The following is a 12,512-nucleotide window of genomic DNA, read 5'->3' as shown; positions in this document are numbered from 1 at the left end:
AAATCCGAAAATCGGTTCAGTCGTCTGCACTCGGTTGGGCGTCAGTATCGAGTACCGTCGGGATCTGAGCCTCGTCCATTCGTTGACGACCGTAGAAGTAGTAGATAGCAGAGATACCGATCAGGAAGGCGATTCCGAGTCCGAACGATTCTACGGCACCTTTGAACGTGCCATAGAGGATGAAGAGGACACCAATGATTCCAAGCAACGGGAACAAGGGGAAGAGTGGCTGTTTCCAGCTTTGGTCGTTGACGTGCCCGGTATGGTCACGACGGTATTTGATGGCTGCAATGATCGCAATGCCCCACGTGATTTCCCACGCGAATACTAACAGCAGCGAAAGTTGACCGTAGTCGAGCAGTTCGAAGTGAGCGATAAGGAGGAGACAAACACTGCACGCCCAGACAAACAGTGTCGAGAAAAGTGGAACACGGGTTTCTCGATACACCTGCCCAAAGATGTCTGGGAGGACTTTCATCTCACCCATTTTGTAAAGCATTCGGGGTGCGGAATACATCGTTCCCATGAACAAGCTAGTGAACGCAGCGATCCACGCCGCGAAGTTGATGATGAGCGCTGCGTTTGACCCCCAGACCATCTGTGCAGTCGTAGTGAACGGCGATTCGAGCGAGGTAAACTGTTCGTATCCCATCAGACCGATCATACCCACCATTGCGAGCGTGTAGATAAAGAGGAAGGTGAGACAGGCGACGACGAGTGCCCGGGGGATGTCACTAACGTTTTTTGCCTCGTCACCACCCGTCGTGAGGGTAAGTGGTCCCATGTAGGCATACATGCCAAACGCCATTGCGGCCCAAACGCTTCCGACCCCATTGGGGAAGAATGGTGTGAATCGTTGGCTGGAGAAATCGCCGCTCACGATGGTGCTGACGCCGAATATCAGCACGATTGCGACCAATATGAGGACAGTCCCGAGTTGGATTCTGCTTGAAAAGAACACACCGCCCAGCTGGATGACCGCGAAGATCGATACGAAGATGATCCCCCACATGGCAGCCGGGATGCCGAGACCCGGTACGAAAAACTGTGTGATTCGGCCCATCGCAAGTCCGACGCTACCACCAGCAATGATCCACCCGATAGCATACGAGAGTCCGCTAATGAATCCTGCATAATCGCCGAGAAGCTCGCGACCCCAAATCCACATCGCTCCTGCGCTCGGGAGACCGACCGCAAGGTCGCTAACTGCAAGCGCAATGAAGAGCATAAACAGGCCGGCAAGCACGTACGCTAGTAGTGCGGCAGGACCTGCGGTGGCGATGCCGTCCCCCAGAAGTAGAAAGATCCCATCCCCGACTACAGAGCCGACACCGATTGCCCACAGATGCCAGAACCCGAGTTGTTTTGCCAGTCCTTTCGATTCAGCAATATCCGTTTCTGTTGACATTGTATCCCTCTGTGTGTCACAATCTCAAGCACATATAGTTAAATATTCTGCTGGATTTTGCTGCTCAGAGACGCACTTTCCGATTAGTGTACCCTCACAAGGCCCCGGTCGGCCCTATCGTTGTTCTGCTAGTCCGACCTCTGCAACGGCGAACTTGAGCATTGCCTTTGCACCTGCAATTACCTGCTCGCGCTCGACGAACTCTAACGATTCGTGTGAGAGTGCACCGGCTGGCCCGTACTCGACGAGTGTCGGAATGTGTGTTCCATTATAGACGAACGCAGCATCGGTTACTCCCGGTGCAACGTCAATTCCGGGGTCATATCCTACTGTGTCCGTGGCCGCCCATGCCGCGGTCCGAACGAGCGAGTGGTCAGCAGTAGCCTCCTGGTCTGTGGCGAGTGCTACTGGCGGGAAGAATTCGTGTTCCCCGATTGTAACCTCGAATTTCACATCGGGGGCAACGGTGGTCGCACGTCGTTCGATCTCTTCGCAAAGCGTTTCTTGGAGATCGTTTACCCCGTCGGGGAATCCCTCCCAACGCGGAATCCGGATATCGAACGTCGCCTCACACCAGTCCGGGATGGTGTTCACACCGCCACGGTCGATTTCCCCTGTTTTGTGGTCAACGTGTTCGATACCGCCACCGACGATAGTTGTCCCCGGTGCCACGGTAAGGTCACCGAGGAGAGGGTCGTCGATGAACAGATCGGCGATACTCTCATGATACACATCGGTCTCCGTCTCCGTAAGTGCCTTTGCCATCCCGAGTACAGCGTTTCGACCGAGTTCGGGCGTTGATGCATGCGCGGACTCGCCACGAGCACGTAGCGTTACCCACACAAGTCCACGATGGCCGACTACCGGTACGAAGCCATACGAGCCCTCGAGGACCGCCGCAGTCCAATCATCGTAGGAATCGTAGCGCTCGCCGAGCCAGTTTTCTCCCGCACCCCAGCCAACCATGTTTTTCGCCCCTACCTGGTAGACCTCTTCACCCACGAGATGGCCATGAACAACGTCTCCGCCGAGTGACGACGGTGTCTCACTGAGTGCGGTATCGAGGCCGAGTACGCTCCCGACGAGACAAACGATGGATGCCTTGTTGTCGTAGACGCCTCGCCCAACCAGCGCATCTACCTCGTCGATACCGCGCAGTTTCCAGATGCGGTCCATCCGATCACGGATGGTTCGTTCTTCAACGCAGTCACCAACGGTAACCTCAACCGTACAGTCACCAGTGCGCCGAACGACAGCGTCGCGCATCGTCCATGGATCGCCTTCCGGCCAGTCGTCATCTGACCCTGGGGGAACCACATCCGTGTGACTAGTAGCGACAAAGCCGGAATCTCCTTCCCCAGTGAGGGTCGTATAGACGTTCTCTCGTGTGTCCTGCCGGTAGTCACTCGTGGATGGAATCGGCTGGGTAGCGACGTCGAACGTGTCGGCACGGTCGGCGAGAAACGACCAGAGATGACCGACGGTCGTTTCATCGTCGTCGTGGACTCCTTCGCTGCCAGAGAGGCTTGGACGTGCGACGAGATCACCTAGGAGTTCGATGAGTACGTCCGCATTGTCGTCGATCCACGAACAGCCGGCCTCGACGACCGCTCGTTCACTGCTGGTCAGTTCAGTCATCGTTTTCCCCGGTGTATGCACTCCCATTGTCCCAGAGTCCAGGTTCGAGATCGTGTGCAGCAAGCCAATCACGAACGTCATCACTGTCCTCTGCGGGAGTTACCAAGAGGACACCACCGTCCCTATGGTCATCGGCTCGGACGAGGCCCTGTCGGATGTACGACTCTGGCTGGAGATGATAGCCATCCCATCCGAACGTCTTGTAGGAATCTCGGATCGCGAGATACCGTTCCTCGCTGCCGCTCCGTGTTATACGTCCGGCGATCGTTGTGAAGTGCCCGACATCCCAGTCCAGCGTTCGGAAGTACGATGGATCGTCCCACTGTGTAAGCAAGGCCACGAGATTGTATTTGTGTCCGAGAAGCCCACCTGGTGCGAGCGTATGGCCGAGGTTGTAGTTACAGATGGGCTGTACGGGAAGGTCGCCCCCCATCATCGCATCCAAGAGGGATTCGAAGCGACTAGCGTTCAGTTGGACTGCGTTATCGTGAACGGCCGGCACAGGAATCGCTTCGATTTTCCCTTCGGAAACGGCTTTGCATGCCACGACGAGACCGTCGGGACTCGTTCCTCCTTCGTCTTCGACGACGGAGAGGTTGGTATCGAAGTAGTCGTGCATGAACCAAGTGGACGCACGGTCAGCCGGAATTTCATCCGTCGAGATTAGCTCTTCGACTCGGTTTTGGCGCTCGGCGTTATGCGGTTCGAGTGCAGTACCGGCTGCCTCGGCCACGTGGTCAACCGTCAGATAGTCGAAGTCAGTTCCACGACTGGTGATACCGTGGGCTCGAAGCAGGTATGTGAGCGCATAGGCGCCACAGACCATGTCCTTCTGGTCGCGAAGCACCCGATAGGCTTCATGGACGTCCGGAAACCCTGGTAGTACCGACACGTCGAAGTCGAATCCGTCGAACAGCGGTGGAAGGTCAGTCATTAGAACGATCGAGTGAGCGTTTCACGTTCCCACTCAGTAACTGTCCCTGTAAATTCGTCCCACTGGCTGCGCTTGACTTCGAGGTACGATTGAAAGAGGGTCTCTCCAAAGGCGCTCGCGAGTACGTCGTCAGCCGCAAGTTCGGTGATGGCTTCACCCAGCGTTTCGGGAAGTCGCCGAATCCCTCGGCTCTCTCGTTCGTCGGGAGCCATCTCGGCCGGGTCTTCGTTTACTGGATCACCTGGATCGAGTTTACGTTGGACTCCATCCATCCCGGCGGCGAGCAAACCGAGTTCTGCGAGATACGGATTGGCTGTGTTGTCCGCAGGCTTGAATTCCAACCGTGTCGTCTCGCTCGGATCGTCCCACTGAGAGGACGGTACGCGGACGATCGCTTCACGGTTGTCCTGTCCCCAGCAGGTGAATGCTGATGCCCACATGTGCGGGCGCAGTCGGCGGTAGGAAGTGATGGTCGCGGCCGTGAGAGCAACGAGTGCAGGTGCGTGATCGAGCACTCCACCGATGAAATGGCGAGCCGTTTCACTGAGGCCATACTGTCCATCGCTGTCAGGGTCATAGAACGCGTTTTCCCCGTCATCCCACAGAGAGACGTGTATGTGGCATCCGGAACCAGCGGCATCCGGCAAGGGTTTCGGAAGAAACGTGGCGTCAACACCATGATTTGACGCGACGCCATTGATCGTCTGCTTATACAGAACGTGATTGTCGGCGGCTCGCAGTCCGGGTGCGTGCTTGACAACGAGTTCCTGTTGGCCGGGACCGTACTCTGGGTAGTACGCCACGATGTCCATATCTTGGGCTTTCAGCGCATCGGTCATGTCGAGGATGATGTCGTTTGTGTTCTGCATTCCGTCCGCGCCGAAACAGACGCTCTGATCGAAGGGGATCATCTCGCCGTCATCCGACTCTCGCGTGAGATAAAACTCGCTTTCGAATGCAGCATTTACATCGTAGGGTATTTCGTCGAGAAACGATGTGAGGGCATTCCGCGGATCAGCGTTCCACGGACTCTGGTCGAGATCGTAGAGGTCACAAAGCATGACTGCTGCCCGGTCTGCATACGGAAGTACCCGAAACGTCTCCGGGTCAGGTACCATCCGGACTTCACCTGCAGCGCCAAACATACCACCCGGCGCGAGGTGGTCGAGTGAATTGAACGACTGCATCGCAGATGAGAGATTTATTCCGCCAGCGAGTGTCGATTCGATTTGATCGGCATCCACGACACGACCGCGGGGAACACCGTCGTTTCCAACGTAAAGCAATCGTACCAGCTCGACATCGGTTGAAGAACAAGTTTCGATCACCTCGTCATGTGTTGACATGGATACGCAATGGGGCGAGATTATTAAGAATGTTTCCTGCGGATGGGCTCAGGTAAGTAGATAGTTCAGCGGCCGAAGCATCACACGACGGGAGCTCATTGTATACATTGACGTACGCCTTCGTAAATCGCCAAATCTGTATATCGGGTGCTATCCGATTCTAACGAATTGTCTTTGCTGCATGGTCCTACCCTTGTCCCCCGTTTAAACCCCCAGCGGTAGGCAGGTAATTTGAAATGCCGATTAGGTTTGTTGCACGGAGATGCCTCCGGTTCGAATACTGATTCCGGCTAAATCTCCATTTGTTGGCACCGTGATTGCAGTTGGTTCGATGTACACCGCGACACCACCATAGCCCGGAACGGGTACGTTCACCCCACCACTACCGGCAACGGTGACCGTCGTATCACCGTCAATTACGGTAACATCCCCATCGACTCCCGATTGAGGCACGACCGGGGCAACCGGGACATCCCCTAGATCGGGCGTTGCAAGTGCGCCTAACCAGACACCTCCCATGAAGAGGAGGAACAATATCCCGATCGCAAGTATCGCTACGAGCAGGAAACTAAGCAGTGACAAGAGGATACCGATTACTGCTTTCAATCCATTTCGTCGCTTTTCGTACGGTCGGTTTCGTTCGTAGAATTCACGCTCCTGTTCTACTCCCGCATCGAATCCCCTGTCGAACTCAGACCGGGGATCTTCCGCTGGAGAATCGTCGTTTCGTCTGTTTTCCATTGCTATCACCTCGTCGTACTTATTCGATCAAAGACATCGAATTCGGTTTCATATCCTTTCTCACTAAACGGAGTACAAGCGTTCGTGAGCGTATACAGATCGTGGGTACGTGCCGGAATTGCCCTTGAATTCCGGCTTGTGGTCGTCGCCCGCCTGTCATTGCCAGTAACCACATTGTGGTGTGACTCCTCTGGGATTGGTTCCACCCTCAAATCGCTCATCGGCACACCCCCTTTACGAGACTGTCCGCCTCCCGATTCACCTGTCAATTATAGGAGTTGTAGAAGACTTCGTCCTCGCTTCTCCTCCCATACATGTACGACCACAATCATAATAAAGATATGTAGTTTATGGTGAGATTCATGAGAGGGAAAGGAAGTAGATATCATAACGAGACCTACTGTGAGATCGGATGGAATCATGTCCAAGGCCGCAGTGAACGAGAGTTTCGAACCAACGGGTGATGGAAAGATGGTGTTCGACGCCTTCGACAAAGGTTGCGGTACCGACCAACCATGGTGACGCCATACTCCACGGTCTGTTCCCGCGGATACGGGCATTACCAGGGGGAATGGGGAGTTTTATCTGCGAGAATTGACCAGCCCAGGCTGGATTCGCTGGTATACTCGTGGTTTGTAATGAGTTCGTCTTGGTTCCTTGTGATGACGAATTTTATGGAAAATCTGATCAAGCAACGAGGCTGATTCGGTAACAGTACTCTCTACGTGCTTAGCAAGCTAAGCAAGTTTACGCTTAGAGAGTGGCTCAATAGTAATATGCTGCGCTTCAGCCGTGTAGAATATACTCGCTGTCACGGTTCTTTCCGGGAAGTATTCTATGAGTACATGATGGTACTTACTGATCACATTGGGTTCGAGCAGAATATATTCGAAATCGTTCGTTCTACAACGAGGATTGTAGCGGCTTGTATATTGTATACATATTCAGTATTCATATGATGTCTTCATTCGAGGGGGTCATAACTGATCACCTGTCCTGGCGCTGGTTTCCTGCGCTTTTGGGACACTCCCCGCTTCGAGTTTCTACATAGACAGAAACTATTTGCTAACGCATTAACCGTGAATACCGAGAGAAGTTGGTCACGTTATGCAGCTGCGATAGAATTGTTCTCGAAGCCGTGAAGAACATCGGTGGTGTGTCAACCGAATTGAGGGCGACGAGCTCATCGGTGACGAGTATGATCTTGTGTTAGTCGTATTGGGAACTCCTTCGCTCAATCTCCGGGGCCATCACTCTTCCATGCTCGATCGGGCAAGCGCCAGCGCCTCTGCTTCATTCATCGGCCCTTTTTCGGCGAGGAGCGCGAGAAATCGTTCAACACGTTGGTCCGTCGGTTCGATGTTAGCACGAGATAACAACGTCGAAGCGCCAGAGGCACCGGTTCCCCTACCAAATAACAATTCACGGTGCCCACCGAATACATAGGGATTGAATGGTTCGAAAACACTCGGTTCATGGAGCATGGCTGCTGTGTGGATCCCCGATTCGTGTTCCGTCACTTCCGACCCGAGTATTGCTTTCCGCGGGCCAGCAGCGTCGGCTTCCTCCAGAATATCGAGAACCGATCGACACGTCGGAATAAGCTTGTCCTCGGTAACACCAAATGATACATCGTGTTCGACAACCCCACTGGCGACGACTTCTTCGAGGGCTGCATTGCCCGCTCGTTCACCCAAGGAGGCAACACTAACGTCTGCCTTCCCAACACCGACTTCGTAAGCCGCTAATGCGTTCGCGGTTGCGACTCCCATATCATCGTGAAAGTGAACGCCAATCGTAGAAAGCGCAACGTCCTCCTGCAGTGTGGATAGCAGATCACGAACTGAGACGGGCGTCCGAGCGCCAACGGTGTCAGCAAGGGTCACGAAATCTACGTCATTGAATCGTGTTGCTACTTCGCTGAGATGCTCCGGTTCCGTACGAAACGCATCGATGAGTGTGAGATGTGGCACGAGACCATGCTCCGTCGCCAGGTCGATTGCTTCTCGCGCCAATCTAAGGACTTCGTTTCGTGGCTTTTTGAGACTGTATTCGAGCTGAAGATCCGATATTGGGATAATCACTTCAGCGACGTCCGCCTCTGCGACGGCTGCAGCTTCGATGTCGTCCTCGACGGCCCGTGCAAGTGCGACGATTTGGGCATCGGTGGTCGACGCGAGTCGGCGAATAGCCGTCCGATCTTTCTCGCCAGTGATCGGGAACCCGGGTTGGATGAACGCAAGGCCAAGTTCATCGAGTTTCTTCCCTGCGGTGACCTTCTGTTCGACTGAATAGTTCCGACCGGGCATCTGGTCACCCTCTCGGAGTGTAACATCGGAAAGTATCATCTTAGATCACGTTTTCGGTGACGAGTTGTTCGAACGTTTCTGTCGGAAGGTCTAGCTCTTCACAGTATACTTCCCGATTATCTTTCCCGTGTGAAGGCCCAGTATGACGAACGCTACCGGGTGTTCGGGAGAATTTTGGAATGGGTGCGTGTGTCTTCAGTGATCCAAAGTCGCTATCGTCTACTTCGATGATGTCATTCCGAGCTCGATACTGTTCATCTTCAAAAATATCACTGATGGTGTGGACGGGACCAACGATCGCATCCGCAGTTTCCATTTCCTCGAGTGCCCGAGCAGTCGTCCGTTGGCGAGTCCACTCTTCGATTATCCTGTCGAGCGCTTCGGCATTCTCGACGCGGTTCTCGTTGGTCGAAAACCGTGGATCGCTAATCAAATCCGGTCGATCGATCGCTTGCATCACGTTTTCGAAAATCGACTGGGAGGAGGCAGAGAGCGTTATGTGCCCGTCTTCGGTTTCAAAAATGTTGCGCGGCGCGGCATTGGGATGACGATTTCCGGTCCGTTCTCGAACCTTGTCTTTGAATTCGAATGCTTCAACATCGCCGATGAACAGCCGAAAGAGCGGTTCGTAGAGACTGACATCGATTACCTGACCATCGCCACTCCCCCCGTGGCCGATATCCCGTTCGAAAAGTGCGAACATTGCTGACTGTACCGCGAACTGTGCAGCAGTCAGATCGGCTAGACTGATGGGTGGGAGCAACGGTCCACGGTCGGGATATCCGTTTGCGTGTGCCCACCCGGAAATCCCTTCAGCGACGGTCCCGAATCCTGGCTTTGTCGATCTCGGACCGGTTTGGCCATAGCCGGAAAGGCGAACGATGATCAGCTCCGAATTGACTTCGTGTAACGATGGTGGGTCGATATTCCACCGCTCAAGCGTTCCCGGACGGAAATTTTCGAAAAAGAGATCCGCATCTTCAACGAGTTCGTGGAGGAGTGCAGCACCTTCCTCGGTACTCAAATCGAGCGTCACACATCGTTTGTTGCGACCGATCGATTTCCACCAGAGCGAGACATCATCCTCAAATGGTGGCCATTCTCGAAGCGGATCCGGATGATCGGGGTGTTCAACCATGATCACGTCAGCGCCGAAATCGGCTAGCTGACACGTCGCGAATCCACCACTGATCATTCCAGAGCAGTCGATAACCCGCAATCCGTCCAGCGGTCCAGTTGTAGTTGTCGAAGCCATAATGTTCAGTTTCCGAGTATGTAGTATCGGGGAGTGTGATGGAAAGTAGGTTGCTCCATCGTGCGTTGGCTGTTTATATACCGCTAATGGAGTACCCACTCAACATATGGAGATCAAGTCGACAGTTGGGGGTCATCGAGGGAATTAACGGCATCACGGAGCAACTTTGCCTGTGCTTTGCGAAGATGCTCGAGACACGTTCCCCGTGTAATACCGAGTTCTGTCGCGAGTTCCTCGCTCGATATTCGGCGAGGCCATTCGAAATATCCGGTATCCAACGCTGTCTCGACCACCTCTCGTTGCCGAGAGGTGAGCGCGGGATCAGCACCTGGGAATTGTGAGAGTGCATCGACGGTAACCGTCCCAAACGACTGAAAGTCCTTGATGATGTTTGTGATGTCTTCGTGTTGAAAGGCGAGAATATGGTACACGCGACTACGTTTATCGATTCGATTCTGCCGTCGAAGGACGCCGTTGTTTCGATGAATTGCGGGATATGCACCACAAGACGATTTCGTCACCAGTATCGCTTCACTGCCGAGTAATTCGACATGCTCGACCTGCTCTGCTTCAGAGAGTGTCTCGTAGTAGTCTCTAGCGTGTTCTTTCGCTTGAACGATTAGCGTCACCAATTCATCGTGAAGCTCCAACACCTCGATATCGATCGTGTCATCTGTTTTTGACGCCAGTTCTGAAAGCACGCAGTCCCCTTCGAGCTGAAGATGAAGCGTTGCCTCGTACATTGTTATACACTATCGATAGTGATGATGATAAGCGTTAGCGCAATCCGAGTTGGTGCTAAACGGAACACAAATTGGGTTAGAGGCCATTGATCGTCCTCTTATCACTCGATAAGCAACAGCGAGTGTTTCACCAGGTCGTACTGATTCGTTGTCCGATGTATTTAAACACCCAATTAGCGGTGGGACAACACTCTTTGAGATATGTTCGCAATCCACTTTCGGATCCATGGGACGAAATAACAGTTACAAAAAAAGACGGAGCACTACAAACCCGAGATCTAGAACGAGTCATCGGCCAATGAGAATGGTGGTAAAACGATGGCAATAGAACCACAAACGGTGTCTTTAGGGTGGGAAATGGTGGTTCTGACTATTCTTGGGCTAGGAGCAATGGCAGTGGTTGGTTGGTACTCCTACAGTAAACGAATCGGTGTCGACGTTGATGATTTCTTCTCCGCAAGCAAATCACTCGGATTCGTGATTATCGCACTCACGATATTTGCGGATTCGTACAGTGGAAACTCCTTCCTCGGATATGCAGCGAAGACCTATCGATCCGGTGCGTGGTTCTTGGTATATCCCCAATTCATGGTCGCTGGAGTAATCGGATCACTCATAATTGCGCCACCGCTCATAAATCTCGGGAAAAAATGGGAGTATACATCTCCAATCGATTATCTCGAACATCGATTTAACTCCACGGTGGCGCTCCTCGCAGTCTGCTTTCTCTTGTGGGGTACGTTCGTTCAGTTCACAGAACAATTCTTCGCAATGGGATATCTAGGACACGTTGCCTCCGGCGGAGTACTTCCCTATCAGGCGGTGATCATCCTCTTTGCCCTCATCATTTTACTCTATGTCGGCATTGGTGGGTTCAGAGGGACGGCGCTGACCGCGGCGCTCCAAGGAGCGTTAATGATCTTCGCGCTCTCGATGATGCTCATCGTAATCGGGCTGCTGGGCGGTTTTACTGCGCAGATGAACACCGTATGGCAAGCGGCACCTGATAAACTAACGTTACCGTCTACGTCGACGATGACGAGCTGGTACAGTACGATCGTGCTGATATTGTTAGGACTCCCGACGTATATTCACATTCAGCAATTCTATCTCGGCGTACGTGATGCGGAAGATCTCCGTCGAACGTTTCGACTGCAGGCACCGATTTTCCTCTTCGCAGCGCTGACCCTGTGGTTGATCGGCATGTTCGGGAGCGGGGCACTTCCAAATCTCACAGAATCGCAATCCGAACAACTCGTTCCGTATCTATTGGGATCGTTCGTCCAATCTCACGGTGGAACACTTCTTCCATCGTTGATTTCACTAGGTGTAATCATGGCCACGCTCTCGACGGCAGGAGCCGCTGTGATGGTGCTTTCGATGGTGCTCTCTAAAGACCTCTATCGCCGGTATGTGAACCCGGAGGCATCGGACAGCCGTGTCATTAATGCGAGCAGGGTCGTTTTGGCGCTATTTTTGTTGTTGGCACTCGGCGTCGCCTTCTCACCATCGCTTACGATATGGGGCTGGACGGAGCTCAAGTTCGAGTTTCTCCTCCAAGCGACGCCGGTGTTCATTTTCGGGCTCTACTCCCATCGAATCAAGAACAATCCTGCAATTGCAGGGATGATCATTGGGTGTGTTGTCGCAGTCGGTCTATATCTGACGGGGAATCCGGATCTATTCGGGATCCACGCAGGAATCGTCGGTTTTCTCATCAATTCGGTGGTGATGATCGGAGGAAGCTACCTCTCCGGAGCGGATGAAGAGACGAAACGAGCAAAGGAGATCCTCCATTTCAACTCACGGGAACCGTCCGAAGAGACAACTTCCGGTACGGTGAAGTATATCCTTCCCGCACAGACGAAATCCTTCTGGATCGGGCTGGGAATCGTGATCGCGATTCTCGTTCCGTGGTATGCGCCCGAAAGTTGGAATGCGAGAGCTGCGTTCGGCCTTCCAATATGGACGTGGGGAACGATCGTCGCGCTCTGTATAGAAACTGCATTCGTCCTCTTTGCGACCTACATTTGGCGGAAAGAGTCGCCGGCGAGTCAACCATCGGCCGTTACAGACGACAAACCATCCGAGGAAGAAATCGTGTGAGGTTCCTCCGATCCTTCACTGGGTCGAATTTA

General features: G+C 53.4%; 9 protein-coding genes. 1 reads left to right on the top strand and 8 read right to left on the bottom strand.

Annotation, left to right across the window (positions count from 1 at the left end):
* Positions 1-16: 16 nt before the first annotated feature.
* From OOF89_RS21710 to OOF89_RS21675, 8 genes are all read right to left on the bottom strand, one after another.
* Positions 17-1,408, bottom strand: coding sequence for an APC family permease (locus OOF89_RS21710; RefSeq protein WP_266081963.1), 1,392 nt, complete (start codon positions 1,406-1,408; stop codon positions 17-19).
* Between the two features lie 114 nt (positions 1,409-1,522).
* The gene (locus OOF89_RS21705) at positions 1,523-3,046 is read right to left on the bottom strand and encodes a M20 family metallopeptidase (protein ID WP_266081961.1); all 1,524 of its coding nucleotides are present in this window, start codon (positions 3,044-3,046) and stop codon (positions 1,523-1,525) included.
* Positions 3,039-3,980, bottom strand: coding sequence for a DUF6885 family protein (locus OOF89_RS21700; RefSeq protein WP_266081959.1), 942 nt, complete (start codon positions 3,978-3,980; stop codon positions 3,039-3,041). The genes OOF89_RS21705 and OOF89_RS21700 overlap by 8 nt, the downstream gene beginning before the upstream one ends.
* Positions 3,980-5,326 (bottom strand): gamma-glutamylputrescine synthetase, encoded by a 1,347-nt coding sequence (gene glnA2 / locus OOF89_RS21695; protein WP_266081957.1) that lies wholly within the window; start codon positions 5,324-5,326, stop codon positions 3,980-3,982. The genes OOF89_RS21700 and glnA2 overlap by 1 nt, the downstream gene beginning before the upstream one ends.
* Positions 5,327-5,569: 243 nt before the next feature.
* A complete protein-coding gene (locus OOF89_RS21690; protein ID WP_266081955.1) occupies positions 5,570-6,067 on the bottom strand; it encodes a hypothetical protein in 498 nt (165 codons plus the stop codon).
* 1,250 nt (positions 6,068-7,317) lie between these two features.
* Positions 7,318-8,415 carry a LeuA family protein gene (locus tag OOF89_RS21685; protein ID WP_266081953.1) on the bottom strand — a complete coding sequence of 366 codons (1,098 nt, stop codon included), beginning with the start codon at positions 8,413-8,415 and terminating at the stop codon, positions 7,318-7,320.
* 1 nt (position 8,416) lies between these two features.
* Complete coding sequence (locus OOF89_RS21680) at positions 8,417-9,631, bottom strand: CaiB/BaiF CoA transferase family protein (protein ID WP_266081951.1); 1,215 nt, start codon at positions 9,629-9,631, stop codon at positions 8,417-8,419.
* 113 nt (positions 9,632-9,744) lie between these two features.
* Positions 9,745-10,374 carry a helix-turn-helix domain-containing protein gene (locus tag OOF89_RS21675; protein ID WP_266081949.1) on the bottom strand — a complete coding sequence of 210 codons (630 nt, stop codon included), beginning with the start codon at positions 10,372-10,374 and terminating at the stop codon, positions 9,745-9,747.
* Between the two features lie 318 nt (positions 10,375-10,692).
* Between OOF89_RS21675 and OOF89_RS21670 the strand changes: the two genes are divergently transcribed.
* Positions 10,693-12,480, top strand: coding sequence for a sodium:solute symporter family protein (locus tag OOF89_RS21670; protein WP_266081947.1), 1,788 nt, complete (start codon positions 10,693-10,695; stop codon positions 12,478-12,480).
* Positions 12,481-12,512 lie beyond the last annotated feature (32 nt).

Origin of the sequence: Haladaptatus caseinilyticus (assembly GCF_026248685.1) — an archaeon.
Taxonomy (GTDB): Archaea; Halobacteriota; Halobacteria; order Halobacteriales; family Haladaptataceae; genus Haladaptatus; species Haladaptatus caseinilyticus.
This window is presented reverse-complemented; position numbering and strand designations above follow the sequence as displayed.

What these genes read in the sequence shown, in the direction of transcription:
- OOF89_RS21710 (WP_266081963.1), bottom strand. Translation starts at nt 1,408, where the DNA reads ATGTCAACAGAAACGGATATTGCTGAATCGAAAGGACTGGCAAAACAA.
- OOF89_RS21705 (WP_266081961.1), bottom strand. Translation starts at nt 3,046, where the DNA reads ATGACTGAACTGACCAGCAGTGAACGAGCGGTCGTCGAGGCCGGCTGT.
- OOF89_RS21700 (WP_266081959.1), bottom strand. Translation starts at nt 3,980, where the DNA reads ATGACTGACCTTCCACCGCTGTTCGACGGATTCGACTTCGACGTGTCG.
- glnA2 (WP_266081957.1), bottom strand. Translation starts at nt 5,326, where the DNA reads ATGTCAACACATGACGAGGTGATCGAAACTTGTTCTTCAACCGATGTC.
- OOF89_RS21690 (WP_266081955.1), bottom strand. Translation starts at nt 6,067, where the DNA reads ATGGAAAACAGACGAAACGACGATTCTCCAGCGGAAGATCCCCGGTCT.
- OOF89_RS21685 (WP_266081953.1), bottom strand. Translation starts at nt 8,415, where the DNA reads ATGATACTTTCCGATGTTACACTCCGAGAGGGTGACCAGATGCCCGGT.
- OOF89_RS21680 (WP_266081951.1), bottom strand. Translation starts at nt 9,631, where the DNA reads ATGGCTTCGACAACTACAACTGGACCGCTGGACGGATTGCGGGTTATC.
- OOF89_RS21675 (WP_266081949.1), bottom strand. Translation starts at nt 10,374, where the DNA reads ATGTACGAGGCAACGCTTCATCTTCAGCTCGAAGGGGACTGCGTGCTT.
- OOF89_RS21670 (WP_266081947.1), top strand. Translation starts at nt 10,693, where the DNA reads ATGGCAATAGAACCACAAACGGTGTCTTTAGGGTGGGAAATGGTGGTT.